At 72.2% G+C, this 25,215-nt stretch carries 24 protein-coding genes, 1 other RNA gene and 1 riboswitch; of the genes, 21 read left to right on the forward strand and 4 right to left on the reverse strand.

All coding sequences use genetic code 11. From position 1 onward, the window contains the following. Window positions 1-798, forward strand: a complete 798-nt coding sequence (locus ACXJ1Y_RS13245) for a WecB/TagA/CpsF family glycosyltransferase (RefSeq protein ID WP_463846709.1) — start codon at window positions 1-3, stop codon at window positions 796-798. A gap of 4 nt (window positions 799-802) precedes the next feature. Here the strand turns inward: ACXJ1Y_RS13245 and ACXJ1Y_RS13250 are convergent, their stop codons facing one another. Further along, window positions 803-1,687, reverse strand: coding sequence for a DUF6492 family protein (locus tag ACXJ1Y_RS13250; protein ID WP_463846710.1), 885 nt, complete (start codon window positions 1,685-1,687; stop codon window positions 803-805). 23 nt (window positions 1,688-1,710) lie between these two features. After that, entirely contained in the window at window positions 1,711-2,904 is a 1,194-nt protein-coding gene (locus tag ACXJ1Y_RS13255) for a Gfo/Idh/MocA family protein (RefSeq protein ID WP_463846711.1), read from the reverse strand. A 126-nt stretch (window positions 2,905-3,030) separates the two neighbouring features. Between ACXJ1Y_RS13255 and ACXJ1Y_RS13260 the strand changes: the two genes are divergently transcribed. From ACXJ1Y_RS13260 to cobJ, 11 genes are all read left to right on the forward strand, one after another. Further along, window positions 3,031-3,978 (forward strand): glycosyltransferase family 2 protein, encoded by a 948-nt coding sequence (locus ACXJ1Y_RS13260; protein WP_463846712.1) that lies wholly within the window; start codon window positions 3,031-3,033, stop codon window positions 3,976-3,978. Continuing rightward, window positions 3,975-5,594, forward strand: coding sequence for a glycoside hydrolase family 44 protein (locus ACXJ1Y_RS13265; RefSeq protein WP_463846713.1), 1,620 nt, complete (start codon window positions 3,975-3,977; stop codon window positions 5,592-5,594). The genes ACXJ1Y_RS13260 and ACXJ1Y_RS13265 overlap by 4 nt, the downstream gene beginning before the upstream one ends. Window positions 5,595-5,633: 39 nt before the next feature. Beyond that, window positions 5,634-5,821: riboswitch (cobalamin riboswitch) on the forward strand. 33 nt (window positions 5,822-5,854) lie between these two features. Next, window positions 5,855-6,043 (forward strand): CbtB domain-containing protein, encoded by a 189-nt coding sequence (locus tag ACXJ1Y_RS13270; RefSeq protein ID WP_243954908.1) that lies wholly within the window; start codon window positions 5,855-5,857, stop codon window positions 6,041-6,043. Window positions 6,044-6,059: 16 nt separating this feature from the next. Next, window positions 6,060-6,797: a CbtA family protein gene (locus ACXJ1Y_RS13275; RefSeq protein WP_463846714.1), complete on the forward strand. Its 738-nt coding sequence runs from the start codon at window positions 6,060-6,062 to the stop codon at window positions 6,795-6,797. Further along, on the forward strand, window positions 6,790-7,167 hold the full coding sequence (locus ACXJ1Y_RS13280; protein WP_463846715.1) for a DUF1636 family protein: 378 nt from the start codon (window positions 6,790-6,792) through the stop codon (window positions 7,165-7,167). The genes ACXJ1Y_RS13275 and ACXJ1Y_RS13280 overlap by 8 nt, the downstream gene beginning before the upstream one ends. Continuing rightward, window positions 7,164-8,198: a cobalamin biosynthesis protein CobW gene (gene cobW / locus ACXJ1Y_RS13285; RefSeq protein WP_463846716.1), complete on the forward strand. Its 1,035-nt coding sequence runs from the start codon at window positions 7,164-7,166 to the stop codon at window positions 8,196-8,198. Before ACXJ1Y_RS13280 ends, cobW begins: the two co-directional genes overlap by 4 nt. A 14-nt stretch (window positions 8,199-8,212) precedes the next feature. After that, on the forward strand, window positions 8,213-11,515 hold the full coding sequence (cobN, locus tag ACXJ1Y_RS13290) for a cobaltochelatase subunit CobN (RefSeq protein WP_463846717.1): 3,303 nt from the start codon (window positions 8,213-8,215) through the stop codon (window positions 11,513-11,515). Beyond that, a complete protein-coding gene (locus ACXJ1Y_RS13295) occupies window positions 11,512-12,981 on the forward strand; it encodes a ferredoxin-like domain-containing protein (protein WP_463846718.1) in 1,470 nt (489 codons plus the stop codon). Before cobN ends, ACXJ1Y_RS13295 begins: the two co-directional genes overlap by 4 nt. Beyond that, complete coding sequence (locus ACXJ1Y_RS13300; protein WP_463846719.1) at window positions 12,978-13,640, forward strand: precorrin-8X methylmutase; 663 nt, start codon at window positions 12,978-12,980, stop codon at window positions 13,638-13,640. Before ACXJ1Y_RS13295 ends, ACXJ1Y_RS13300 begins: the two co-directional genes overlap by 4 nt. Beyond that, a complete protein-coding gene (locus ACXJ1Y_RS13305; protein ID WP_463846720.1) occupies window positions 13,640-14,419 on the forward strand; it encodes a precorrin-2 C(20)-methyltransferase in 780 nt (259 codons plus the stop codon). The genes ACXJ1Y_RS13300 and ACXJ1Y_RS13305 overlap by 1 nt, the downstream gene beginning before the upstream one ends. After that, window positions 14,416-15,177: a precorrin-3B C(17)-methyltransferase gene (gene cobJ / locus ACXJ1Y_RS13310; protein WP_463846721.1), complete on the forward strand. Its 762-nt coding sequence runs from the start codon at window positions 14,416-14,418 to the stop codon at window positions 15,175-15,177. The genes ACXJ1Y_RS13305 and cobJ overlap by 4 nt, the downstream gene beginning before the upstream one ends. Here the strand turns inward: cobJ and ACXJ1Y_RS13315 are convergent. Then, window positions 15,144-15,920, reverse strand: coding sequence for a cobalt-precorrin-6A reductase (locus ACXJ1Y_RS13315; RefSeq protein WP_463846722.1), 777 nt, complete (start codon window positions 15,918-15,920; stop codon window positions 15,144-15,146). The genes cobJ and ACXJ1Y_RS13315 overlap by 34 nt on opposite strands. Here ACXJ1Y_RS13315 and cbiE point away from each other — a divergent pair. Genes cbiE through ACXJ1Y_RS13335 form a run of 4 tightly spaced genes read left to right on the forward strand, consistent with a single transcriptional unit; the run spans window position 15,919 to window position 19,644 of the window. Then, complete coding sequence (gene cbiE / locus ACXJ1Y_RS13320; protein WP_463846723.1) at window positions 15,919-17,154, forward strand: precorrin-6y C5,15-methyltransferase (decarboxylating) subunit CbiE; 1,236 nt, start codon at window positions 15,919-15,921, stop codon at window positions 17,152-17,154. The two genes, ACXJ1Y_RS13315 and cbiE, sit on opposite strands and share 2 nt — an antisense overlap. Continuing rightward, window positions 17,130-17,552 (forward strand): cobalamin biosynthesis protein, encoded by a 423-nt coding sequence (locus ACXJ1Y_RS13325; RefSeq protein WP_463846724.1) that lies wholly within the window; start codon window positions 17,130-17,132, stop codon window positions 17,550-17,552. Before cbiE ends, ACXJ1Y_RS13325 begins: the two co-directional genes overlap by 25 nt. Then, window positions 17,549-18,328: a precorrin-4 C(11)-methyltransferase gene (cobM, locus tag ACXJ1Y_RS13330; RefSeq protein ID WP_463846725.1), complete on the forward strand. Its 780-nt coding sequence runs from the start codon at window positions 17,549-17,551 to the stop codon at window positions 18,326-18,328. The genes ACXJ1Y_RS13325 and cobM overlap by 4 nt, the downstream gene beginning before the upstream one ends. After that, window positions 18,325-19,644, forward strand: a complete 1,320-nt coding sequence (locus ACXJ1Y_RS13335) for a cobyrinic acid a,c-diamide synthase CobB (protein WP_463846726.1) — start codon at window positions 18,325-18,327, stop codon at window positions 19,642-19,644. The genes cobM and ACXJ1Y_RS13335 overlap by 4 nt, the downstream gene beginning before the upstream one ends. Before the next feature lie 30 nt (window positions 19,645-19,674). Here ACXJ1Y_RS13335 and ACXJ1Y_RS13340 read toward each other — a convergent pair whose 3' ends face one another. After that, window positions 19,675-20,088 (reverse strand): helix-turn-helix domain-containing protein, encoded by a 414-nt coding sequence (locus ACXJ1Y_RS13340; RefSeq protein ID WP_463850115.1) that lies wholly within the window; start codon window positions 20,086-20,088, stop codon window positions 19,675-19,677. 371 nt (window positions 20,089-20,459) lie between these two features. On the opposite strand from ACXJ1Y_RS13340, the gene hmuQ reads away from it, so the two are divergent. From hmuQ to ACXJ1Y_RS13365, 5 genes are all read left to right on the forward strand, one after another. Then, window positions 20,460-20,768 (forward strand): heme-degrading protein HmuQ, encoded by a 309-nt coding sequence (gene hmuQ / locus ACXJ1Y_RS13345; RefSeq protein ID WP_463850116.1) that lies wholly within the window; start codon window positions 20,460-20,462, stop codon window positions 20,766-20,768. A 383-nt stretch (window positions 20,769-21,151) separates the two neighbouring features. After that, on the forward strand, window positions 21,152-22,660 hold the full coding sequence (locus tag ACXJ1Y_RS13350; RefSeq protein ID WP_463846727.1) for an undecaprenyl-phosphate glucose phosphotransferase: 1,509 nt from the start codon (window positions 21,152-21,154) through the stop codon (window positions 22,658-22,660). A 55-nt stretch (window positions 22,661-22,715) separates the two neighbouring features. Beyond that, an RNA gene (gene ffs / locus ACXJ1Y_RS13355) (signal recognition particle sRNA small type) lies at window positions 22,716-22,814 on the forward strand. A 36-nt stretch (window positions 22,815-22,850) separates the two neighbouring features. Continuing rightward, complete coding sequence (locus ACXJ1Y_RS13360) at window positions 22,851-24,722, forward strand: DNA polymerase III subunit gamma/tau (RefSeq protein WP_463846728.1); 1,872 nt, start codon at window positions 22,851-22,853, stop codon at window positions 24,720-24,722. Between the two features lie 168 nt (window positions 24,723-24,890). Continuing rightward, window positions 24,891-25,214: a YbaB/EbfC family nucleoid-associated protein gene (locus ACXJ1Y_RS13365; RefSeq protein WP_243954872.1), complete on the forward strand. Its 324-nt coding sequence runs from the start codon at window positions 24,891-24,893 to the stop codon at window positions 25,212-25,214. Window position 25,215: the final 1 nt, after the last annotated feature.

A 25,215-nucleotide genomic window follows, 5' to 3' on the forward strand; every position in this document is an offset into this window, starting at 1 on the left:
GTGAGCGAGGGACGAGCCATGGCCACCACCGCCGAACCTGCCCTCTTCCCGTCCAAGGCCGAGCCGCGCACGGACTTCCTCGACCTGCCCTTCGACAGGCTCGACCTCGACGGCGCGCTGAACACCCTCCTCGCCGTGCCGGCGAGCCAGAGCTTCCGCTACCTCGTGACGCCGAACGTCGATCACATGGTGCGGATCACCGAGGATCCGGAGGTCGGCCGCCTCTACCGGGAGGCGTGGCTGTGCATCAACGACAGCCGCGTGCTGGCCCTGCTCGCGAAGTCCTGCGGCACCGACCTGCCCCCCGTGCCGGGCTCGGACCTCGTGGCCGCGCTCCTCACCCATCCGAAGCTGACGGCGGATTCGCCGATCCTCATCGTCGGCGGCGGCGACGGGCTCGCGGAATCGGTGGCCGATCTCTGCGGGCTGACGCGGGTCGAGCAGATCCGCCCGCCCATGGGCCTGCGCACCGACCCCGCCAAGCTCGCGGCCACCGTCGAGGCCATCGAGGCGCGGCCGGTGCGGTTCGTCGTGCTGGCGGTCGGCTCGCCGCAGCAGGAGCTTCTGGCCAACGCGCTGGCCCGGCGCGGCATCGCCAAGGGCGTCGGCCTCTGCATCGGCGCCGGGCTGGAATTCCTCGTCGGCGACCGCGCCCGCGCCCCGGCGATCCTGCGGACGCTCAACCTCGAATGGCTGTTCCGCCTCGCCTGCGAGCCACGGCGGCTCGGCCGCCGCTACCTGATCGACGGCCCGCAGATCTTCCGCCGCGTCTGGGAATACCGGCGCCGGGCGCGCTGAGCCCTCAGCCCCGCGCGATGGCCGTGCCCACGATGGAGCGTCGCGCCTCCCAGGAGAGCGGGATGGTCGACTGGATGCCGAGGCCGTAGCGGCCCGGCCGGACCTCCGGGATGCCGCCGCCCTCGGACCAGACGGTCTCGCACAGGCTCTCCTCCGCCCCGGCATGGCCGGAGGCGGTGAGCCCGAGCACATGCTCGCAATAGACGCCGTAGAGGATGTATTCGGAGAAGTCGCTCGTGGCGGCCAGGGCCTCGATGGGGTCGCGCCCGGTGACGGCGCCGATCCGCTCCAGCAGGCCGCGCACGTTGGCGCGCCGCCACGTCACGAACTGATCGATGTAGTCGGCCCCGTGGTAGTCCGTCGGCGGCAGGCCGAGTAGCGTCGAGGCCGCGCGGTGCCAGGGCGCGTGCATGGCATCGTCCGCCGCGCCGGGGAAGCGGGCGAGGCGCAGAAGCCCGTCCTGGGCCAGCGCCCCGGCGGGCAGCGGGCGCACGAAGGCGGTGTCGCTGTCGAGGTGGAGCACCGTGTCCGTCGCCGCCCCGGCGGCGGCGTTGAGCTTCATGATCTGCTGGGCGATCCAGCCCCGCACCGGCCGCCCCTTGAACGAGATGTAGACGTTGCGCCGGGGCAGCCGCAGGCGCCGCCGCCATTCCGGCCCCGGCAGGGGGAGCTTGCGCAGCCAGCCGGGCAGTAATTCCTCCTGCGGGACGAGCGCCCGGCGCCCGCCGGCCAGCGGCCGGAACAAGGGCATGTCCGCCGCCGGCACGGCGAGGAGATGCGCCGCCCCGGCGGGGGCGAAGCGGTCGGCCGTCTCGCAGAGCAGGCGGCAGCAATCGAGATCGCCCGAGAAAGACAGGGTGATCAGGGTCGGGGGGCTTGGAACGTCCACGGGTCGCGTTCTCCTGCGGGTCGTCAGACCGCCCACTCCATCGGCCGCATCGCCCCAGGCGCGGACGAAACCGGCGCCGGGCGCGGGAAGCGTTCGGGGTGCTGCAGCATCTCGGTGACTTCGGTGATGTGGACCGCGAGATCCGCGTCCATCCGCCCCGGCGCGCCGGAGGCGATGGCATCCGCGAAGTCCCGGATGCCGCGCATGAAATCCATCGGCGGACGCCCGCGCCCGGCCCGGAACGGCACCGGACGGGCGGGCGGCACCACCCTGCCCCGCCGCAACGGCAGGCGCCGTTCCAGGAAGCGATCGAGCCGGCTCGTCGCCGTGCGCTTCAATCGGACGGGGCCGGCGAAATCCCACGGCTCTTCGACCTGCAGCACCCCACGGTCGCCCACGATCCGCAGGCGGTGGTCGTAGGGCGCGACGATGGAGTTCGTGACCCGCGCGACGATGCCGCCGTCGAACTCCAGGAGACCGCAGGAGAAATCCGGCGCCGGATGCACCGGCTGGTCGCATTCCTTGTCCGGGATCAGCAGGGAGGCATGGGCCGTCACCCGCCGCACGGGCCCGAACATCGCCACGAGCAGCGTCACGACGTAGCCCGCATGCTCGAAGGTGCAGCCGGTCTCGAACTCGCCTTCCGCCGGCCAGCGCCGCCCGCTGCGGCTGATCCAGTTCCGGTAATCGGCCTTGTGGACCATGCCGTCGTCGAGTTCGGCATAGACGAGCCGCACCCGCCCGACCGCGCCCTGCCGCACCGCCCGCCACAGGGTCTGCGCCTGCTCCCCCAGGATGTTGCTCGGCGCGGCGGCGAGGCGCACGCCGGCCGCCGCCGCCGCGTCGTTGAGGCCGCGCGCCTCGGTCAGCGTCAGGCCGAGGGGCTTCTCCGAATAGACGTGCCGACCCGCCGCGATGGACGCGCGGGTGACGGGGGCGTGGTTCTCCGGATCGGTCAGGTTCACCACGACCACGCCCGGCTCGGCCAGGAGTTCGGCCAGCGAGCCGAAGGCCCTGTCGCCCCAGGTGCGCGCGAAGGCGGCGAGCCGTTCCGGGTCACGGTCGTAGACGCCGATCAGATCGAGCCCGTCCGCATGCAGATCGAGGCACTGCCGGTACATATCGGCGACATAGCCGCAGCCGACGAACGCGATTCTTGTCCGCCCGGCGCCGTCTACAGCATTTCGTTTACCATTGTCGGAGAAATTAACGCGCAAATGCGGTATTGATCTCACGATATCAGATGCCGACTTTACTTCCGGCTGGAATAAGTCGCAACGGCGTACAAATTATAACTCGCCGGTTATCTATTAATGAACTTCTCAGGGAGCATCGGAGACGGTATGCCCGGAACCGAGCCGGTCGCGGTCAGCGTGGTCATCCCCACCCTGAATCGTCATAAGGCGCTCGAGCGCGCCCTGGGATGCATCCTCGCGCAGCGCCTGCCGCCGGACACGGGGGCCGAGATCGTCGTCGTGGACAACTCCTCCGACGGCAATGCCCGCACCCTCATCGAGCGCCTCGCCGAGGGCGCGCCCATGCCGGTGCGCTACGTCTCCGTGCCCCAACCCGGCATCGCCACGGCGCGCAATGCCGGCGTGGCGGCGGCGCGGGGCGAGTGGATCGCCTTCATCGACGACGACGAGACCGGCGGGCCGCATTGGCTGGCGGCGCTCCTCGCCGTCGCCCGCCGGGGCGCCTACGATGCGGTGTTCGGCCCCGTGAGCGCGCGGGCCGACGACGACCGCGAGATCGGACCCTTCGCGGCCTATTTCGCGCGGGGCGTCACCGCCGAGGACGGGGGAGACGTCACCCACCGCGCCGCCTATCTCGGCACCAACAACTCCCTTTTCGCGGCCTCCGTCTGCGCGATCCCCGGTGGCCCGTTCGAGGAACGGCTGAACAGCATCGGCGGTGAGGACAGCCTGTTCCTGCAGCGCCTCGTCCACGAGGGGCGGCGCTTCGGCTGGGCGGCCGCCGCCGAGGTGACGGAATGGGTGCCCCCGCGCCGTCTCGACTGGGCCTATGTCCGCCGCCGCCGCTTCCTCAGTGGCCAGATCCGCACCTTCGTACATGAGATGGCCTCCCCCCGCCGCCGCCTGGAGGTAGCGCGGTGGATGCTGGTCGGCGTCGCGCAGACCATCATCTCCGGGGTACTGTCGCTGCTTCTGAAGCCGATCAACCCGCCCGCCGCGCGCCACCACCGGATCGCGGCCTGCGGCGGCCTCGGCAAGGTGTTCTGGATGACCCGCTTCCGGGGATCGCTCTACGGGTCCGGGCTCGTCTCGTGAGGCCGAGCCGCCGGGCGCTGCTCGCGGGCGCCGGGGCGACGATCTGGGCGGGCCCCTCCCGTGCGGGCGAGCCGCTGGGCGTGCGAGTCCGCAACGGTGCCGACCCGGTGCCGGTGAGCCCGCTGATCTACGGCTCGGGTGAGATCGGCACCCTCGACGGCGGCCCACGCTCGGCGGAGCTCGACCGGGCGGCCGGCGTCACCCTGCGCCGGTTCGGCGGCAACTTCGCCACGAGCTACAACTGGACCAACAATGCCTGCAACGCCGGCAAGGACTGGCAGCAGGCGAACGGCGATTTCCTGAGCCAGAGCCTCGGCCTGCCCCCCGCCGAGCGCGGCGTGCCCGGCGCGGTGATTGCGGCGATGCACGGCGCCTCGCTGGCGATGGGCGCGCGCAGCATCGTCACCCTGCCGCTCGCGGGTTACGTCGCCGCCGACAAGGACGGCCCCGTCCCGGCCGACCGAGCGGCCCCCTCCCCGCGCTTCGTGCCGGTCTCGTGGGAGGGACGGCGCGACGCCTCCGCGCCCGTGGACCCACGCGTCGCGGACATCCCACACCTCCTGGCGCGGCTCGTCGCCCGCTACGGCCCCGCCTCCGGCGCCACGGGCATTCGCGGCTACATCCTCGACAACGAGCCCGGCCTCTGGGCGACACAGCACCCGCGCATCGTGCGTCAGCCGGTGCGGATCGCGGATCTGCTGGCCCGGTCGATCAAGGCGGCGCGGGCGATCAAGGCCATCGATCCCGACGCCTGGGTGATCGGCCCGGCGAGTTGGGGCACCACGGGGATGGTGAGCCTGCAGAACGCCCCCGATTGGAACGCCTTCCGGCAGCACGGCAGCTTCCTGGCCGCGTATCTCGACGCCTTCCGCCTCGCCTCGGAGCGCGAGGGCAAGCGCCTGCTCGATGCCCTCGACGTGCATTGGTATCCGTTCAGCGAGCGGGGCACCCTGTTCCGCACGGAGGATCCGGCCCTGGCCGGGCCGCTGCTCGATGCGCCGCGCTCCCTTACCGAGCCGGGCTTTCGCGAGGCGAGCTGGGTCTCGCAGGCGCTGCCCGTGTCGAACGAGGGCGGCCTCGCCCTGCCGTTGATGCCGAGCCTCGAACGGCTGACGGCGGCGAACTTCCCCGGCACGCGCACCGCCGTGACGGAGTACAATTACGGCGGCGCGGGCCAACTCGCCTCCGGCCTCGCCCTCGCCGACGCCCTCGCGCGGTTCGCCCGGCCCGAGATGCTGCTCACCGCCCATTGGGGGTCCCTCGCCGGCTGGCTCGGGACGGCCTTCCGGCTCTATCGCAACTACGACGGCCGAGGCGGCCGCTTCCCCGACAACGCCCTGCCCGTCGAGGCCGCGCGGCCCGATGGCCTCACCGTCCGGGCCGGCACGGACGGGGCGAGACTGCATCTCGTGGCGATCAACCGCGCGGCCGAGACGCGGCCGGTGGAGATCGCCTTCGAGCGACCGCTGCCGGCCTCGCGCCTCACGCAGTACGGCTTCGATGCCCGCCATCCCGAGATGGCCGCCCTGGGCGCGGCCGAGCCCGTCTCCGGCGGCACCCTGCGCCTGACGCTGCCGGCGCGTTCGGCCCGGCATTGCGTGGTCGTGCCCGGTTGATCGGGTTGTCGTCGCCGTTGTGCCGGGCACGGACTCCGTCTACACAGGGCGGATGACGGTGCCCCGAGAGGGGTGAAAAGGGAACGCGGTGAGGGCCTGCCCGACCCCGCGGCTGCCCCCGCAACTGTAAGCGGCGAGCGCCTGCCAGCAGCCACCGGAGCGATCCGGGAAGGCGGTGGGCGCGCCGAGCCGCGAGCCAGGAGACCTGCCGTCATCCCGACTTTTCACAACGCCGCCGGTGGGGCGGCTGGAGAGCCCAGATGACGACCACGACGCAGTCCTCGTCCTTTGCCCCCGTCGCCACCCGCGCCAACGAGCGCCTGATGGCGGCCGCGCTGGCGGCGTTCCTCGGCCTCGGCCTCGTGTTCATGGCGGGCTTCTCGCCGGCCATCGCGCTCCACAACGCGGCGCACGATTTCCGGCACGCCCAGAACTTCCCCTGCCACTGACGCGAACGCGCCAGGAATGATCCTTCGCCTTCTGTCGGCGGCGCTGGCCGCCGGCTTCCTCGCGGCTGTCGTCGCCACGGGGCTGCAACTCGCCTTGACCTCTCCCCTCATCATCGAGGCGGAGAAGTACGAGCAGCGGGAGCCCAGCCGCGCGGCACAGGCCCTGCCCCCTGCCCTGCCGATCGTGCTCGCCCATGCGGGCCACGACCACGCGGCGCCCGATGCCGCACCGGAATGGCAGCCCGCCCCCGGCTTCCAGCGCATGGCCTTCACCGGCCTCGCGACCCTCGTCGGCGGCGTGGGCTACGCCCTGATGCTCGGCGCGGTGCTGATCGCGTGTGGCCGCGAGCCGACGCTGCAGACCGGCCTCGCCTTCGCGCTGGCCGGCTTTGCCAGCGTCTCCCTGGCGCCCTCCCTCGGCCTGCCGCCGGAATTGCCGGGGCAGGAGGCGGCGCCGCTTCTGGCCCGGCAGGCGTGGTGGGTGATGACCGCCGCCGCGACGGCGATGGGCCTCTACCTCATCGGCGTGCGCCGGTCGTTCATCGCCATCCTGGGCGGGCTCGTGCTGATCGCCGGGCCCCACATCGCCGGAGCGCCGCCACCGCCCGACGGCGCATCGGAACTGCCGGCCGCCCTCGCGGCGCAGTTCGCCGCGCGCTCGCTCGCCATCGGCGCGGTGTTCTGGGCCATGATCGGCCTCGGCTTCGGCTGGGCGTGGCAGAATGTCGGCCCGGCGAGGCGCCGTCATGCCTGAGCCCGTCACGACCCTTTACGTCTGCACCACCTGCAAGCGCGAGGGCGACGACCCGGAGGGACCCCGCGCCGGGGCACGCCTCCATGCCGAGTTGGCGCGACGGGCCGAGGGCCTGCGCGTCGAGCCGGTGGAATGCCTCTCGGTCTGCAAGCGGCCCTGCACGGTGGCCGTGGCGTCGCCCAACCGCTGGACCTACATCTACGGCGACCTCGACGCGGAGGCCGCCGCGACCACCATCCTCGATGGCCTCAGGGCCTATGCCGGCACCCCGGACGGGATCGTCCCCTGGCGGGAGCGCCCGAAGGAATTCCGCTCGGGCGTGATCGCCCGCATCCCGCCGTTTCCCCCGTTGCCTGAGGCCGCCGAATGACCATCGTCGCGAAGATCCCCTGCACGATCGTCACCGGCTTCCTCGGCGCCGGCAAGACGACCCTCGTCCGCCACGTCGTGGAGAACGCGAAGGGCCGCAAGCTCGCGATCCTCGTCAACGAGTTCGGCGATGTCGGCTTCGACCGCTCGTTCCTCGCCGCCTGCGGCATCGAGGGCTGCACGGAGGATTCCATCGTGGAGCTTCCGAACGGCTGCATCTGCTGCACCGTCGCGGACGATTTCGTGCCGGCCCTCGAAACCCTGCTCTCCCGCGCCGAGCCGCCGGAGCACATCCTGATCGAGACCTCCGGCCTCGCTTTGCCGAAGCCCCTCGTCCAGGCGTTCCAGTGGCCGGCGATCCGCTCGCGCGTGACCGTCGATGGCGTGGTGGCGGTGGTGGACGGCCCTGCGGTCGCGACCGGCGCCTTCGCCGAGGACCCGGAGGCGCTCGCCGCCCAGCGCGCGGCCGACACCTCCGTCGATCACGACAACCCGCTGGAAGAGGTGTTCGAGGACCAACTCCTCTGCGCCGACCTCGTGGTGCTCAACAAGACCGACCTGATGGATGCCGAGGGCCTCGCCAAGGTCCGGGCCGAGGTGCAGGGCCACCTGCCCCGCGCCGTGAAGGTGGTGGAGACCGCCAACGGCGTGATCGACCCGCGCGTGCTGCTCGGCCTCGGCGCGGCGGCCGAGGACGACCTCGCCAACCGCCCCTCGCACCACGGCGAGGGCGAGGACCACGACCACGACGACTTCGAGACCGTGGCGCTGCCCGTCCGCGCCGCCGTGACGGCGGGCGACCTCGCCGCCCGCGTCGAGAAGGCGGCCGAGACCGAGGGCGTGCTGCGCATCAAGGGCTTCGTGGAAGTCGAGGGCAAGCCGATGCGCCTCGTGGTGCAGGGCGTGGGTCGCCGGGTGTCGCACCATTTCGACCGGCCCTGGCGCGCGGGCGAGGCCCGTGACGGGCGCCTCGTGGTGATCGGCCTGAAGGGCTTCGACCAGAACGCCGTCGCCAGCGCCCTGGCGGGATAAGCCGAGGAGGCGCGATGCACCTCCTGCGCGTCGATACGGTCTCCCTCGACGAGGGCGAGGCGGCGATCGATCTCGGCCAGGAGCCGGGCGACCTCGTGATCCTGTCCTTTACGGACAGCGACCTCGCCGGACTCGCACGCGCGCATGCCGCCGCGCCGGACCTGCCCTCGCTGCGGCTGGCCAAGCTCGCCAAGCTGCGGCATCCGCTCTCCGTCGATCTCTACGTGGAGAAGGTCGTCGCCCGCGCCCGCGCGGTGGTGATCCGCTGCCTCGGCGGGCTCGATTACTGGCGCTACGGCGTCGAGCGCTGTGCCGAGGCTGCGCGGGCGCATGGCGTGGTGCTCGCCGTCCTCCCGGGGGACGACCGGCCCGACCCGCGCCTCGCCGCCTTCAGCACCGACGCCGCCTTGGCCGACGACCTCGACGGCTACTTCCGTGCCGGCGGCCCCGAGAATCTGCGCCGCCTGTTCCACCGCCTCGCGACCCATCTCGACGGTGGCGGCCCGGTGCCCCCGCCGCAGCCCCTGCCGCGAGGCTTCCCCTCCTGCGCCGGCTGCGGGCCGGTGACGCTGGATCTGGCCCTGGCGGCGGGGCGGAGCGTGGTGCCGATGGCGGGCGAACCCCTCGCCCTCCTCCTCGTGTACCGCTCGGCGGTGCTCGGCGGGGATACGGCGCCCTTCGACACGCTGGCCCTGGCGCTGGGTGAGCGCGGGATCGGCGTCATGGTCCTCGCCGTGTCGAGCCTGAAGGACCCGGAGGCGGTCGCCGCCGTCGAGGCCGCGCTCGCCGCGCGACGGCCCGACATCGTGATCGCGGCCACCGCCTTCTCGGCGCGGGACGATGCCGGCTTCATCCTCGACCGGGCGGGATGCCCCGTATTGCAGGCCCTCACGGTCGGCTCACCCCGCACGGCCTGGGAGGTCTCGTCGCGGGGGCTCGGCGCCTCCGATCTCGCCATGCAGATCGCCCTGCCGGAATTCGACGGGCGGCTGTCGGGCTTCCCCATCGCGTTCAAGGAGGAGGCTCCCGAGGCCGAAGGCTTCTCCGAGCGCCGGCTCGTGCCGCATGCGGAGGGCATCGCGGCCCTCGCGGAGCGGGCACGCGGCTGGCTGCGCCTTGCCGCCCTGCCCCCGGCCGAACGGCGGGTGGCCGTCGTCATGTCGGACTATCCCGCACGCGGCGGACGGGCCGGTTTCGCCGTGGGGCTCGACACGCCGGAAAGCGCCCGCGCCCTCTTCGCCGACCTCGCGGGGGCGGGCTATCCCGCCGCGCCGCTGCCCGATGACCCGATGTCGGCGCTGACCGAGGGCGAAGCGACCTTCGCGGTCCCCCTCGCCGAGTATGCCGCGTGGCTCGCCGCGCTGCCGGAGGACGCCCGCACCGCCCTCTCCGAGAGTTGGGGCGCCCCGGAGGCCGATCCCCTCTGCCGCGAGGGGGCGTTCCGCTTCCGCCGGGTCGGGGAGACCTGCGCCCTGTTCCTCCAGCCCGACAGGGGCCGCGATGCCGACCGCAAGGCCGGCTACCACGACCCCGACCGGGTGCCGACGCACGCCTACCTCGCCTTCCATCTCGGCCTGCGCCGCCACTTCGACGCCCTGGTCCAACTCGGCACCCACGGCACCACCGAATGGCTGCCGGGCAAGGCCGTGGCGCTCTCGCCGCTGTGCTGGCCCTCCCTCTGCGTCGGGGCGCTGCCGGTGGTGTATCCCTTCGTCGTGGACGATCCCGGCGAGGCGGCTCCGGTGAAGCGGCGCCTCGGCGGCATCGCGCTCGGCCACCTGACCCCGACCGTCGCCCGCGCCGGCCTGCCGCCGGAGACGGCCCGCCTGCGCGAGCTGGTGGAGGAATATTCCGCCGCCACGGTGCTCGACCCACGCCGGGCGAAGCTGCTGGCCGCCGCCATCCTGGAAGAAGCCGAGGGCCATGGCCTGCTGGCCGGCGCGGGCATCCCGGAGGGCGCCCCGATGGAGGAGGCCCTGACCGCCCTCGACGCCCATCTCTGCGACCTCGGCGAAACCTCGTTCCGGGATGGGCTGCACATCTTCGGCCGCGCCCCGGACGACGCGCCCGAGCCCGTCCGCGCCTGCGCGGCGGGCGAGCGCGCCGGCCTGCTCGCGGCCCTCGACGGACGCTTCGTGCCCCCCGGCCCGGCCGGCTCGCCCTCGCGCGGGCGGCTCGACGTGATGCCGACCGGGCGCAACCTCACCACCCTCGACCCGCGCGCCATCCCGAGCCGGGCGGCGACGCTGCTGGGCGAGAGGGCCGCGCAGGCGGTGGTGACGCGCTACCTGCAGGACGAGGGTGCCTATCCGGCGCGGATCGTCATGGACCTCTGGGCCTCGCCGACCCTGCGCACCGGGGGCGAGGATGTCGCGCACGCCCTGGCGCTGATGGGCGTGAGGCCGGTCTGGGACCATGCCAGCACCCGCGTCACCGGCTTCGAGGTGATGCCGCTGGCCGTGCTCGACCGCCCCCGGATCGACGTGACGATGCGCGTCTCCGGCGCCTTCCGCGACACCTTCCCCGACACGCTCGCCCTCCTCGACCGGGCCGTGCGCGCCGTCGCCGCCCGCGACGAGGAGGAGGAGGACAACCCGCTCGCCGCCGCCGCCCGCCGGGGCGAGGCCGGGGCACGGGTCTATGGCGCGGCGCCGGGCCGCTACGGCGCGGGGGCCGCCGCCCTCGCCCTCGACGGCGACTGGCAGGAGCGCGACGCGATCGGCCGGGCCTACCTCGACGCCAGCGGCTACGCCTATGGCGACCGCGAGGGGCCGGATGCCGGCTTCGGCCGGCGGGTGGCGCAGGCGGATGCCTATGCCCACGCCTTCGACGTGGCCGAGCGCGACCTGTTCGACGGCGACGCCGCCGTCGATGCGATGGGCGGGTTCAGTGCCGCCGCCTCGCTCAGCGGCGCCAAGCCGGCCCTCTACAGCCTCGACGTGTCCGAGCCGGAGCGCCCGAAGGCCCGCACCGCGCGGGAGGATTCCGCCCGGCTGATCCGCGCCCGCCTCGCCGATCCCCGCTGGATCGCGGCGCAATTGCGCCACGGCTATCGGGGCGCGCAGGAACTGGCGCAGGGGCTCGATGCGGTGTTCGTCCTGGCCGCCGGCAGCGATGCCGTGACCGATGCCGGGTTCGAGGCGCTCTATTCCGCCTGGATCGCCGACCCCGACGTGTTCGAGCGCCTGCGCGCCGCGAACCCCGCCGCGACGCGGGCGATCCTCGACCGGTTCGACGAGGCCCGCGACCGGGGCCTCTGGACGAGCCGCCGCAACGCGCTTCCCGCCGACGCCCTCCTCGGCGAGCTGGCCGGATGAGCCGCGCCCTCCCCGATTCCGCCCGCCGGGGCTGGTGCCCCGGTCTCAGCCGGCCGATGCCGACCGGCGACGGCCTCCTCGCGCGCATCCACCCGCCGCTCGGGGTGCTGAGCCTGGCGCAGAGCCGCGCCGTAGCCGAGGGCGCGCGCCGCTACGGCAACGGCCATCTCGACCTGACGGCGCGGGCGAACCTGCAGATCCGGGGCGTCACCGAGGCGACCACCGCGCCGCTCGCCGCCCTCCTGGATCACGTCGGCATTGGGGATACCCGCCGGGATGGCGGCCCCCAGCGGCTGACGCTGACGAGCCCCTTCGCCGAGGCAGGCCTCTCCGCGCTGGCGAAGGCCATCGAGGACATCGGGCGCGGCGTACCGGGCCTGCCGCCGAAGACGCTGGTCGCGGTGGGCATGGCGATGGACGAGGCGGACCTGTCCGTCCTGCCGCTGCCGGCGGATCGCGTGGCCATCGTCGCGGGGACGTCCGCATGGGAATGCGGTTCGGATGACACCCCGTCCGCCATCGGCGCCCTGCTCGCCGCCTTCGTCGCGACGGGCCAACGACGGATGCGGGATGTGAATCCCGACGATCTCCGTCATTGCGAGCCAAGCGAAGCAATCCGGGGCAGCGCAACGTCTCAGAGTCTGGCCGGAAAGCCGATTCCTCCCCTCACTCCCCCTCATCCTGAGGTGCCGCGCGGCGGCCTCGAAGGAGGCCTCCAGACAGCGCCGCGATCCCTGGAGCCCTCCTTCGAGGCCACCGCCGCGCTCCGGCACCTCAGGATGAGGTCGAGGGTGAAAGAACCGCCGACTTCTCGGTCAGACACTCAGAACGTGGCGCCGCTGGATCGCTTCGCTCCGCTCGCAATGACGGTGGCGGTTCCGGCGCCCGGCCTGTCCACCCATGACGGCCGGCCCGTTCTCGCCCTCGACGCCCCGTTCGGCCGCTGCGCCGTCGGCGCATGGGAGCGGCTGATCGCCGTCGCGGAGGACATCGGCGCGCCGGAGATCCGCCTGTCGCCCTCGCGCGGCATGGTGCTGCTCCCCTCCCGCCCGGAGCGAATCCGCCTCGCCGACCTCGCCGCCGACTTCATCGTCGCGGCGGACGATCCGCGCCGGGCGGTGGCCGCCTGCACGGGGGCGCCGGCCTGCGCCTCGGGCTCGACGCCGACGCTCCTCGACGCCGCCCGCCTCGCAGAGACGTTTCGCCCCCTCGCGGCGCGGGGCCTCTCGGCGCATGTCTCGGGCTGTGCCAAGGGCTGCGCGAAGCCCGGCCCGGCCGACCTGACCCTCGTCGGGCGCGAGGGGGCCTACGCCATTATCGTCGGTGGAGCGCCCGGCGATTCACACCAACTGGAAGTCCCTATCGAGGCGGCTTTGGAGCGGTTAGGAAGGGCGGCAACTCTCGGGCTTGCCGCCGCCTTCGCGTCGGCTACCAACGACGGGGGGAGGAACCGGAGACCGGCATGAGCGCGAGCCCGACCGCCGTGCAGCACGACACGTCGCGTTACGAGTATGTCCGCGATGGCGGCGCGATCTACGCGAAGTCCTTCGCGATCATCCGCGCCGAGGCCGACCTCGCCCGCTGGTCGGGGGCGGCGGAACGCTGCGTCGTGCGCATGATCCACGCCTGCGGCATGACCGACCTGCCCGCCGACGTCGAGATGTCGGACGGCTTCGCCGAGGCCGGCGCACGGGCGCTCGCCAACGGCGCGCCGATCCTGTGCGACGTCCATATGGTGGCCGACGGCGTGACCCGCGCCCGGCTTCCCGCCGACAACCGGGTCGTCTGCACCCTGCGCGATCCGCGCGTGCCGGAGATGGCCCAGCGCCAGAGCACCACCCGTTCGGCGGCGGCGATGGAATTGTGGCGCGAGCACCTGCCCGGCAGCGTCGTCGCGGTCGGCAACGCGCCGACCTCCCTGTTCCGGCTGCTCGAATTGCTGGACGAGGGCGTCGCGCCGCCCGCCGCCGTGATCGGCATCCCGGTCGGGTTCGTGGGCGCGGCGGAATCCAAGGAGGCGCTGGCGCGTGACGGGCGGGTGCCCTTCGTCGTCGTCCACGGGCGCCGGGGCGGCAGCGCCATGGCGGCGGCGGCCGTCAACGCGCTCGCCAGCGAGGTCGAGTGATGGACGGGCTGATGCCCTTCGAGGGTGAGACGGAAGAGGTGGCGCAAGCGGTCGCCACCGGCACGCTCTACGGTGTCGGCATGGGGCCGGGCGACCCGGACCTGTTGACCGTGAAGGCCCTGCGCATCCTGCAGCGGGCGCCGGTCCTCGTGCATTTCTGCAAGCAGGGGAAGCGCGGCAACGCGCGCGGCATCGCCGACGCGATCTTCAGCGATCCGTCCCGCGAGATGGCGCTCGCCTACCCCTACACGACCGAGCTTCACCCGGAACACCCGGACTACGTCTCCGCCCTCGCGACCTTCTACGACGAGGCGTCGGACAAGCTCGCCGGGCATCTCGATGCCGGCCGCGACGTGGCGATCCTGTCGGAGGGCGATCCCTTCTTCTACGGCTCGTTCATGCACCTGTGGCGGCGGCTGAAGGATCGCTTCCCGGTGGAGGTCATCCCCGGCGTCACCGGCATGTCCGGCTGCTGGACGCGGGCCGGCACGCCGATCACCTGGGGCGACGACGTGCTCACAGTGCTGCCCGCGACCCTGCCGCTGCCGGTCCTGACCGAGCGCCTGAAGGGCACCGACGCCGCCGTGGTGATGAAGCTCGGCCGGCACCTGCCGAAGGTCCGCGCGGCGCTGACCGAGGCGGGGCTTTTGTCCCGCGCGGTCTATGTCGAGCGCGGGACCATGGCGGGCGAGCGGGTCATCCCGTTGGAAGTGAAGGCCGACGATTCGGCGCCGTATTTCTCCATGGTCCTCGTGCCGGGCGAAGGCCGCCGGCCGTGAGCGGCAGCGTCACGGTGGTCGGGCTCGGCCCCGGCGACCCGTCGCTCCTGACGGATTCCGCCCGCCGCGCCCTCGACGCGGCCACCGACCTGATCGGCTACTTCCCCTACGTCGCCCGCGTACCGGAGCGGGACGGCCTCGTGCGCCATGCCAGCGACAACCGCGTCGAGGTCGACCGCGCCCGCCATGCCCTGAGCCTCGCCGCCGCCGGCCGGCATGTGGCGGTGGTGTCGGGGGGCGATCCCGGCGTCTTCGCCATGGCCTCGGCCGTGTTCGAGGCCGTGGAGCATGGCGAGCCCGGCTGGCGCGACCTCGCGATCACCGTCGAGCCCGGCATCACCGCCATGTTGGCCGCCGCCGCGCGCCTCGGGGCGCCACTCGGCGGGGATTTTTGCGCGATGTCGCTCTCCGACAACCTCAAGCCCTGGCCGGTCGTGACCGCGCGACTGGAGGCGGTGCTGCGGGCGGATTTCGTGATCGCCCTCTACAATCCGATCTCCTCGGCACGGCCCTGGCAGCTCGGCGCCGCACTGGAATTGGCCGCCGGCATCCGCCCGCCGGAGACCCCCGTGATGTTCGCCCGCGCCATCAGCCGGCCGGACGAGGCGATCCGCGTGACCACGCTCGCCGAGGCGCCTGCCGCGCCCGCCGACATGGCGACGATGGTGATCCTCGGCGCCTCCGGCACGCGGCTGATCCCCCGCGAGGGCAAGGCGCCCTTCGTCTACACCCTGCGCAGCGTGCCGGGGGCGGCGTGATCGCGCAGCCAAGCGAGCGCCCCGGCCGCATCCGCCACGCTCGGGACCTCCGGCTTGGTGGGCCGGCGCACCATCACCACCGGCAGGCCGAGGCGGCGGGCCGCGACGATCTTGCCGTGGGTCGCCGCGCCGCCGGCATTCTTGCTGACCACCACCTCGATGCCGGCCTCGCGCATCAGCGCGGCTTCGGCCTCGGCATCGAAGGGACCGCGCGCGGCGATGGTGGTGAGGCGCGGCACCGGCAGGGCATCGCCCACCGGCTCGATGCTGCGCACGACATACGCATGGTGAGGCGACCCGGCGAAGGCCGAGACCTCCTGCCGGCCGATGGTGAGGAACACCACGCGCGGCACCGGCCCGAGGGCGCCGGCCGCCGCCGCCATGTCGTCGACCTCGATCCAGGCATCGCCCGCCTCCCGTTCCCAGGCCGGGCGGCGGATCGCCAGCAACGGCACGTCGGCGAGCTCGGCGGCCCGCGCCGCGTTGGCGGAGATCCGCGCGGCGAAGGGATGCGTGGCGTCGATCATCGCCCCGATTCCCCCCTCGCGGAGAGAGCGGGCCAGCCCCTCGGCACCGCCGAACCCGCCGACCCGCAGGGGCACGGGGCTCGCCATCGGCGCGCTGGTGCGGCCGGCGAGCGACAGCACGGCCGCGAAGGCCGGATCGTCGGCGAGCGCCCGCGCGAGGGCGGTCGCCTCCGTGGTGCCGCCGAGGATCAGAAGTCGCGTCGGGGATTCGGGCATGGCCGCCTTGTCCTCGTCCGGTGAGCCCGTGTCGAGCCGCTGGCTGACGATCGTGGGGATCGGCGAGGACGGCCGCGCCGGCCTCTCGCCCGCCGCAAGCGCCGCCCTCGATGCGGCCGAGATCGTCTATGGCGGGCGCCGTCACCTCGACCTCGCCGCACCGCTCACGGCCGAGACGCGGATCTGGCCGAGCCCGATCACCGACGCCTATCCCGGCATCCTTGCCCGGCGCGGACGGCCGACCTGCATCCTGGCGACGGGCGACCCGTTCCATTACGGCATCGGCGCCGAGATCGCCCGACTGGTGCCGGCGGACGAGATCGCCGCCTTCCCGCAGCCCTCCGCCTTCAGCCTCGCCTGCGCCCGGCTCGGCTGGCCTCTCGCCGAGATCGGCCCTGTCACGCTGCACGGGCGGGCTTTGGAGCGGATCGTGCCGCATCTCCGGCCGGGGGCGCGGCTCCTCGTCCTCGCCTGGGACGGCGGCACCGCGTCCGCCCTGGCCGGGCTTCTGACCGCGCGCGGCTTCGGCGCCAGCGCCGTCACGGTGCTCGAAGCGATGGGCGGCCCGCGCGAGCGCATCCGCCGCGCCCGCGCCGACGCCTTCGACCTCGGCGACATCGCCGCCCTCAACACCCTGGCCATCGAGGTTTGCGGCGAGGCCGAGGGATTGCCCCTCGCGCCGGGGCTCGATGACGAGTTGTTCGAGAACGATGGCCAGCTCACCAAGGCCGAGATCCGCGCGCTGACCCTCTCGGCCCTTCGGCCGCAGCCGGGGCAGCACCTGTGGGATATCGGCGGGGGCGCCGGCTCGGTCTCCATCGAGTGGATGCTGCGCGCGCCGTCCCTGCGGGCCACCGCCATCGAGGCGCGGCCCGAGCGGGCGGAGCGGATCCGCCGCAACGCCCACTCCCTCGGTGTGCCCGACCTCGCGGTCGTCCTCGGCCGGGCGCCGGCCGCCCTAGACGGTTTGGCGCCGCCGGATGCCGTGTTCGTCGGCGGCGGCGTGTCGGAACCGGGGCTGATCGACCTTGCGGCCGGGGCGCTGAAGCCGGGCGGGCGGTTCGTCGCCAACGCCGTGACCCTCGAAGGCGAAGCCGCCCTGCTCGCGGCCTATGCCTCGCGGGGCGGAAGCCTGCGCCGGGTTTCGGTGGCCCGCGCGAGCGCGGTCGGCGGCCTCCAGGGCTGGCGGACGGCGATGCCGGTGACGCAATGGGCCTGGACGAAGCCGCGATGATCGTCGCCGGCATCGGCTTCCGCCGGGGGGCCGACGCGTCCGAGATCGCGGCGCTGATCCGGCGTGCCCTGTCGGAGGCCGGCATCGCGCCCGTTCGGCTCGCCGCCATCGCCACCGCCTACGACCGGGCCGGCGACACGGCGCTCCGCGAGGCGGCGAGCGCCTTCGGCCTCGTGCCGGAGGGCGTCACCCCCGAGTCGCTCCTCGCCTGCGATGCCCGCGTGCCGACCCGCTCGGCGCGGATCGAGGCCCTGCGCGGCGTCGGCTCCCTCTGCGAGGCGGCGGCCCTCGCCTGTGCCGGGCCGGACTCGCGCCTCGTGCTCGACAGGATCGCCAGCGGCAGCGTCACCTGCGCACTGGCCTTCCGGCCGGAAACCCGCCAGAGGGCTGAAGGATGACGGTCCATTTCATCGGCGCCGGCCCCGGCGCGGCCGACCTCATCACCGTGCGCGGGCGCGATCGCATCGCCGCCTGCCCGGTCTGCCTCTACGCGGGCTCCCTGGTCGCCCCGGAGATCCTGTCCTGGTGCCCCCAGGGCGCGCGGATCGTCGACACGGCGCCGCTCTCCCTCGACGCGATCGTGGCCGAGATCGAGGCGGCCCATGCGGAGGGCCACGACGTGGCGCGCCTGCATTCGGGCGATCTCTCGATCTGGAGCGCCCTGGCCGAACAGCTGCGCCGCCTCGACCGGCTCGGCATCCCCTACACGATCACCCCCGGCGTGCCCGCCTTCGCGGCGGCGGCCTCGGTGCTCGGCCGGGAACTCACCGTGCCGGGCCTCGCCCAGTCCGTGGTGCTCACGCGGACCTCCGGCCGGGCCAGCGCCATGCCGGAGCGCGAGCGGCTGGCCGCCTTCGCCGCGACGGGGGCGACGCTGGCGATCCACCTGTCGATTCACGTCATCGAGATGGTCGCCGCCGAATTGACGCCCTTCTACGGGGCTGATTGCCCGGTGGCCGTAGTGTTCCGCGCGACCTGGCCCGACGAGCGAGTAGTCCGTGGAACGCTCTTGACGATCCCACAACTTGTGCATGCAGCAAATCTTGAGCGGACCGCAATTATTTTCGTCGGACCCGCACTAGAGGCTGAGGACTTCCGCGAGAGCGCGCTTTACGCCGCCGATTACGACCGCCGCTTCCGGCCGAACGGGGCCGTGGGGGGCCGTTCGGCATGAGTGCGCCGGGCCTTCTGATCGCCGCGCCGCGCTCCGGCTCGGGCAAGACCACCGTCACGCTGGCCCTGATGCGGGCCCTGCGCCGCCGGGGCATGCGGGTTCGGGGCGCCAAATGCGGGCCCGATTACATCGATCCGGCCTTCCACCGGGCCGCAACGGGGGAGCCGAGCTTCAACCTCGACAGCTTCGCCATGGCCCCCGCCCTGCTCGATACCCTGGCCGGCGCCTCGGCGGCCGAGGCCGACATCGTCCTCGCGGAGGGCTCGATGGGCCTGTTCGACGGGGTCCGCGCCGCAGAGAACCGCTCCGGCGCCAACGCCGACATCGCCGCGCGCTACGGCTGGCCGGTGATTCTGGTGATCGACGTGTCAGGCGCGGCCCAGTCCGCCGCCGCCGTGGCCCTCGGCTGCACGCTCTACGATCCGCGCCTGAGCATCGCCGGGGTGATCCTGAACAAGGTCGCGAGCCCGCGCCATCGCCGTCTCGTGGAGGCGGGAATGGAGAGGGCGGGGCTCCGGGTCTTCGGCGCCCTGTCGCGTGAGGCGGGGCTGGTCCTGCCGGAGCGGCATCTCGGGTTGGTCCAGGCGGGGGAGACCGCCGACCTTGCCGCACGCCTGGAGCATCTGGCCGGGCTGGCCGAGGCCGGGATCGACCTCGATGCCCTCGTGGCCGCCGCTGGCGGCGCGGCCCCGATGGGCGGCAGTCGCCCCCTCGTGCCGCCTCCGGGTCAGCGGATCGCCATCGCGCAGGACGAGGCGTTCAGCTTCGTCTACCCGCACATGGAGGCGGGGTGGCGGGAGGCCGGAGCGGTGCTGGTGCCGTTCTCGCCGCTGGCGGACGAAGCACCGCCCGAGGATTGCGATTGCTGTTGGCTGCCGGGGGGCTATCCGGAACTCCATGCCGGCCGCATCGCCGCCGCGTCACGCTTCGTGGCGGGCATGCGGGCCTTCGCGCGGACCCGCCCCGTCCATGGCGAATGCGGGGGCTACATGGTGCTGGGGGACAACCTGGAAGACGCGGACGGGGCGGTCCATCCGATGCTGGACCTTCTCCCCGTCGCCACGTCCTATCGTCGGCGGAAGCTGCATCTCGGCTACCGCGTGGCGCGGCTCGCCGGAGATTGCGCCCTGGGCCGGTCGGGGACCGGCCTCGTCGGGCACGAGTTCCATTATGCCAGCGTCACGTCGGACCCGCCGGACGAGCGCATCGCCCTCGCCCGCATCACCGACGCCGAGGGCACCGACCTGGGCTTCACGGGTCATCGCCTCGGGCATGTCAGCGGAAGCTTCTTCCACCTGATCGCGGCCGGAGACTGACCCGCCGCCCCCCCGCAGGGCGGCCGGACCTCACGGCTGGGCGGCGGCCTCGGCAGCGGTGGCGCGCAGATGCGCGAGGCGGGCGGCGCTGCGGACCAGCGCCAGAACGTCGCGGCGCATCTGGTCGTCCACGATCTGCGTGTAGGCGCGCAGCAATTCCACCGAGCCCGGCGCGTTGAGGAAGCTGAAGACGTCCTCCTGCGGCCCGTCCGACGAGGTGTTGTCGTCGAAGAAGGCCGAGACCGGCACTTCGAGGAGCCGGGCGATCTCACGCAGGCGCCCCGCGCCGACGCGGTTCTGGCCCTTCTCGTACTTCTGCACCTGCTGGAAGGTCACGCCGACGGCGGTGCCCAGGGCGGTCTGGCTCAGGCCGCGGGCCTTCCGCAGGGCGGTAATTCTCAGGCCGACGAGCCGGTCGACATCCGTGGTCTGCTTCGGCATCAGCGGCGGCATCGCGTCCTTCCCAGCGGGGCGACTGCCTTTCAAATGCAGATCCGTCAATTTATTCTCACTTCTGTCCACTTTCCCCACCCCGTCGTTGGTGCGTCACCGGAAAGCATCCCCTTCATGCTCCGGGGCGGTGCATCGTGTCACCGACGCAATCACTAGGACCCCAAATCTTTGAAATCTGCAAGTCACGCAGTGCACGTTGTGGTTTCACGAAGTCAGATGAGCGTTTCCGAGCCAATTTCCGAATTGAACTCACCGGTTGTGTCGTTCTATACATCGCAACCTCAGAGCACTTGATTGCGGAACGTCGCCACCCGTTGCCAAGTTTTGCCTCAGTCACCGGCCAGAACGAAGGAATTTATCTTATGTTTCTCGCTATGAACCGCTTTAAAGTCGTCAAGGATGCCGCCGCCGAATTCGAGGATGTCTGGCGCAACCGCGACAGTCATCTGGGAGAGATGGAAGGATTTATTAACTTCCATCTGCTCCGAGGCCCCGAAACGTCTGACTATATTCTGTATGCATCTCATACGGTGTGGCGGTCTCAGGCGGATTTCGAGGCCTGGACCCGTTCCGAGCAGTTCAGAAAGGTACATAGTCGCGCACCTTCGACTCGACCTTTGTATCTGGATCATCCGAACTTTGAAGGATTTGTGTCGGTTCAAGAGCTTTAATCTGCTAGCTCATCTGCATTGTACGCAGCGCATAGGAATTCGCCGGGCCGGCATTCACGCCGGCCCGCGCGCCTGAATGATTCCGGCGGATCGAAGCTGGCCGTGAAATAAGTATTTCGCGGAGTTGCCGTCTCGTTATGGTACGGCTATTCCCGCGCATGCTTTCAAGCATCGACGGGAGCGACGTGCTGTCGCGAGGGAGTTCATCGCACGCGCGAGACTGAAGCCGGGAAGGGGCGATCGACATCCTCGGACCGGGCCGGAATAGGGTGTGTCACGGGGGCAGGCTCGACGCTTGCTCACCCCCCCGGTGGGAGCCGTGACTGAAACCACGTTCGTTTCAAAACGGCACAGAGACCGACCGGTACGGGACAGCCACACCGATGCTTCAAGAGCGGGTCCCACAATCGTACGAGCCCATCACGCTGGGAACGGCGACGCGCCGCCGCCGCGTCTGGGCGGCGCTGCTGCCGCAGCGCGGCCGTGGCGTCATGCGGCTCATGCTCTCCGTCGCGGCGGCCATGGCGGATCTGGCGGCCATCGCGGGCGTGACGCTGGCGAGCGAACTCTCCTACCGGATCGCCTTCTCCAACGACGACGCGTGGCCGACCGAGACCCGGGGCCTTCAACTCACCGCGCTCCTCAGTCTCGTGATCGTGACCACAAACGCCCTGCGCGGCGAATACGCCCTCGACCGTCTCGTCGAGGGGCGCGCCGGCCTGCGTCGCGTGGTTTCTCTGTGGTTCGTCGCCTGGGCGGTGGTGTTGGTCATCGGCTTCCTCACCAAGACGACAACAGACTATTCGCGCCTCGTCTCCATCGTCGTTTTCTTCGTCGGCCTGCCGACCCTGTTCGCGAGCCGGCTGGCGATGAGCCGTCTCATCGGCCGCAGCCTCAACCCCGCCTCGCCCACGGTGAGCCGCGTTCATCTCGTCGGCTACGAGGAGGATATCCAGGCCTTCTATGCCTGCAACCACACCGACGGGCCGGGCCTGCGCGTGGTCGGCACCAGCTACCTTCGCCGCACCGATCCGCAGGCCGACGCCGCCACGCGCTACGAGCAGCTTCAGGAAGACCTCGACCTCGCCGTCTCGGTGGTGCGTTTCCTGCGGCCGGACGACGTGTTCGTCCTCGTGCCCTGGGCCGACGCCGCCGAGGTGGAACGCTGCATCGACGCCTTCCTGCGCGTGCCCGCCGCACTGCACCTGCGCCCCGGCACCGTGCTCGACCGCTTTCCGGACATGCAGGTTGCCCGCGTTGGCAAGGTCTCCGGCATCAATATCGGCCGCCGCCCCCTCAACCTCGGCGAGATCGTGCTGAAGCGCTGCTTCGACGTGGTCGTGGCGCTGCTCGCGCTCTTCGCCCTCTCGCCCCTGCTGGCGATGATCGCGGCGGCGATCAAGCTCGACAGCCCCGGCCCGGTCTTCTTCCGGCAGCGCCGCTACGGCTTCAACCAGCAGCCCTTCGACGTGTTCAAGTTCCGCTCGATGAAGGCGGAGCGCAACGCGGCCTTTGTTCAGGCCACCCGCAACGACAGCCGCATCACCCGGATCGGCGCCCTGTTGCGCCGGACGAACCTCGACGAGCTGCCGCAGCTCCTGAACGTGATCCTGGGCGACATGTCCCTCGTCGGCCCGCGTCCGCACGCGCTCGCCCACGACCGCAGCTTCGAGCGGCGCATCGCCCTCTATGCCCGCCGCCACAACGTGAAGCCGGGCATCACCGGCTGGGCGCAGGTCAACGGCTTCCGGGGCGAGACGCAGACCGACCAGGACATGGCGGGCCGCGTGGAGCACGACCTGTTCTACATCGACCACTGGTCGATCTGGCTCGACATCCAGATCATGATCCTCACGGTTCTCTCGCGCCGCGCCTACCGCAACGCGTTCTGAGGACGGGCGGCGCGGGCCGGCTTGCGTTCGCGCGGCGAGCCGGCCATATAGCCGGCGGGGGGTTGGCGGGGGACGTTTCACTCGCCAACCGGGTCAGGTCCGGAAGGAAGCAGCCCTAACGAGACCGAGCGGGTCTCTGTCCAGCCTCCCACCCCTGATCCAGGGCGCAAAGCTCCTTACCCGACACGTCATGGACGCTACGACCGGCACGCCTGACGACGAGCCGGGGCTTCCCGGGCTCAAAGCCCCGACTTCGCAGCCGGCGCCCTATCGCGTCCTGGCGCGCAAGTACCGCCCCACCCATTTCGGCGACCTGATCGGCCAGGAGGCCATGGTCCGCACCCTGGGCAACGCCTTCGCGGCCCAGCGCATTCCCCAGGCCTGGATGCTGACCGGCGTGCGCGGTGTGGGCAAGACCACCACCGCCCGCATCCTGGCCCGTGGCCTCAACTATGCCCGCGCGGGCATGCCGGACACCGGCCCGACCGTGGACATGCCGGAACTCGGCGTCCACTGCCAAGCGATCATGGAATCCCGGCACATGGACGTGCTGGAGATGGACGCCGCCTCCCATACCGGCATCGACGACGTCCGCGCGATCATCGACGGCATCCGCTACGGGCCGGTCTCGGCCCGCTACAAGGTCTACATCGTGGACGAGGTCCACATGCTCTCGGAGAAGGCGTTCAACGCCTTCCTGAAGACCCTGGAGGAGCCGCCGCCCCACGCGAAATTCGTGTTCGCCACCACCGAGATCCGCAAGGTCCCGGTGACGATCCTCTCGCGCTGCCAGCGCTTCGACCTGCGCCGGGTCGAGGCGCCGGTTCTGCGCACCCACCTCGCCCGCATCTGCGAGGCCGAGAAGGTGGGTGTCGAGGACGAGGCCCTCGCCGCCATCGTCCGCGCGGCGGAGGGCTCGGTGCGCGATTCGCTCTCGCTCCTCGATCAGGCCATCGCCCACGGGGCCGGCACGGTCTCGGCGCAGGGCGTGCGCGACATGCTCGGCCTCGCCGACCGCGCGCGGATCGTGGATCTGTTCGAGGCGGTGATGCGGGGCGCCGTGCCCGCCGCCTTCGCCGAACTGCGCGCGCAATACGATTCCGGCGCCGACCCGGCGGTGGTGATGTCGGACCTCGCGGCCTTCACCCACCTCGTCACCCGTCTCAAGATCGTCCCCGACGCCGCCGCCGACCCGACCCTCAGCGAGACCGAGCGCCTGCGCGGGGCGGAGTTCGCGGGCAAGCTCTCCATGCGGGCGCTGTCGCGGGCGTGGCAGATCCTGCTCAAGGCGATCCCGGAGGTGCAATCCGCGCCCCGGCCCCTGGCCGCCGCCGAGATGGCCCTCGTCCGCCTCGCCTACGCCGCCGACCTCCCGACCCCGGACGAAGCCCTGCGCCGCCTGCGCGAGGAAGCCGCCGCCGGGGGCGAGGGCGAGCCGCGCCAGGCCCTTCCGCCGACGCCGCCCGCGCCCGTCGCCCTCGCCGCGCCGCGCCCGGTCCTCGAACGGCTCGTGCCGCCGCCGGCCCAGGCCGTGAACGCTCCGCCTGTGGCCGCGCCCTTGGCCGCCCCCGCCCGCCGCCCGGCGCCGACGCCCGCGCCCGCCGCGGAGGCGGGTCCGAGGCTCGCGCGATTCGAGGACGTGGTCGCCCTGGCCGATGCGCGGCGGGACATCCTGATGAAGGCCGCCCTGGAACGCGACGTGCACCTCGTGCGCTTCGAGGAAGGCCGGATCGAGTTGCGCCTCGCGGCCGGGGGGCGGCCGAGTCTCGCCAACGACCTCTCCGCGTCGCTGACGGCCTGGACAGGTCGCCGCTGGGTCGTGAGCCTGTCGCAGGAAGACGGCGCGCCGACGCTCGCCGAGAACAGCCGCATGGCGAGCGAGACGCGGCGGGAGAACGCCGCCGCCGATCCGTTCGTGCGGGAAGCCCTGACGCGGTTTCCGGGGGCCGAGATCGTCGACGTGCGCGAGACGGCGATGGATTCGGGCGCCACGGCCGAGGAGGAAATCCTCGGCGATGTCGATGCGGCCCGCGTCGAGGAAACGGAGAGCGACGACCTTTAGGGGCGTTGCAGGAAATCGGCCGACCCGCCACCTCATCCTGAGGTGCCGCGGAGCGGCTTCGAAGGTTGGCCCCTTGCTTCCGCACGGGGCACCACAGGATTGAGGTTTTCGGGCGGGAGGCGCGGTGCCTCCCGGTCAGGCACGATCGATGGGTGTAGGGAATCCGGCATGCGCGACCTGATGGGCATCATGAAGCAGGCTCAGGCCATGCAGGAGAAGATGGCCGGGATGCAGGCCGAACTCGACACCGTCGAGGTCGAGGGCGCCTCCGGCGGCGGCTCCGTCCGCGTGACGATGACGGCCAAGGGCCAGTTGCGCCGGGTGAGCATCGACCCCGCTCTGATGGTGGCCGACGAGCGCGAGATCCTGGAAGACCTGATCGTCGCCGCCTCGAACGATGCGCGCGGCAAGGCCGAGCATGTCATGCAGGAGCGCATGGCCGACCTCACCAAGGGCCTGCCCCTGCCGCCCGGCATGAAGCTGCCCTTCTAGG

Source organism: Methylobacterium sp. TK26, assembly GCF_055361565.1.

Coding starts and splice junctions, on each gene's coding strand:
- ACXJ1Y_RS13335 (WP_463846726.1), top strand. CDS start 18,325: ATGAGTGCGCCGGGCCTTCTGATCGCCGCGCCGCGCTCCGGCTCGGGC.
- ACXJ1Y_RS13260 (WP_463846712.1), top strand. CDS start 3,031: ATGCCCGGAACCGAGCCGGTCGCGGTCAGCGTGGTCATCCCCACCCTG.
- cobN (WP_463846717.1), top strand. CDS start 8,213: ATGCACCTCCTGCGCGTCGATACGGTCTCCCTCGACGAGGGCGAGGCG.
- ACXJ1Y_RS13360 (WP_463846728.1), top strand. CDS start 22,851: ATGGACGCTACGACCGGCACGCCTGACGACGAGCCGGGGCTTCCCGGG.
- cbiE (WP_463846723.1), top strand. CDS start 15,919: ATGGCCGCCTTGTCCTCGTCCGGTGAGCCCGTGTCGAGCCGCTGGCTG.
- ACXJ1Y_RS13270 (WP_243954908.1), top strand. CDS start 5,855: ATGACGACCACGACGCAGTCCTCGTCCTTTGCCCCCGTCGCCACCCGC.
- ACXJ1Y_RS13305 (WP_463846720.1), top strand. CDS start 13,640: ATGGACGGGCTGATGCCCTTCGAGGGTGAGACGGAAGAGGTGGCGCAA.
- ACXJ1Y_RS13325 (WP_463846724.1), top strand. CDS start 17,130: ATGGGCCTGGACGAAGCCGCGATGATCGTCGCCGGCATCGGCTTCCGC.
- ACXJ1Y_RS13280 (WP_463846715.1), top strand. CDS start 6,790: ATGCCTGAGCCCGTCACGACCCTTTACGTCTGCACCACCTGCAAGCGC.
- ACXJ1Y_RS13365 (WP_243954872.1), top strand. CDS start 24,891: ATGCGCGACCTGATGGGCATCATGAAGCAGGCTCAGGCCATGCAGGAG.
- ACXJ1Y_RS13350 (WP_463846727.1), top strand. CDS start 21,152: ATGCTTCAAGAGCGGGTCCCACAATCGTACGAGCCCATCACGCTGGGA.
- ACXJ1Y_RS13300 (WP_463846719.1), top strand. CDS start 12,978: ATGAGCGCGAGCCCGACCGCCGTGCAGCACGACACGTCGCGTTACGAG.
- ACXJ1Y_RS13295 (WP_463846718.1), top strand. CDS start 11,512: ATGAGCCGCGCCCTCCCCGATTCCGCCCGCCGGGGCTGGTGCCCCGGT.
- cobW (WP_463846716.1), top strand. CDS start 7,164: ATGACCATCGTCGCGAAGATCCCCTGCACGATCGTCACCGGCTTCCTC.
- cobM (WP_463846725.1), top strand. CDS start 17,549: ATGACGGTCCATTTCATCGGCGCCGGCCCCGGCGCGGCCGACCTCATC.
- ACXJ1Y_RS13315 (WP_463846722.1), bottom strand. CDS start 15,920: ATGCCCGAATCCCCGACGCGACTTCTGATCCTCGGCGGCACCACGGAG.
- hmuQ (WP_463850116.1), top strand. CDS start 20,460: ATGTTTCTCGCTATGAACCGCTTTAAAGTCGTCAAGGATGCCGCCGCC.
- ACXJ1Y_RS13275 (WP_463846714.1), top strand. CDS start 6,060: ATGATCCTTCGCCTTCTGTCGGCGGCGCTGGCCGCCGGCTTCCTCGCG.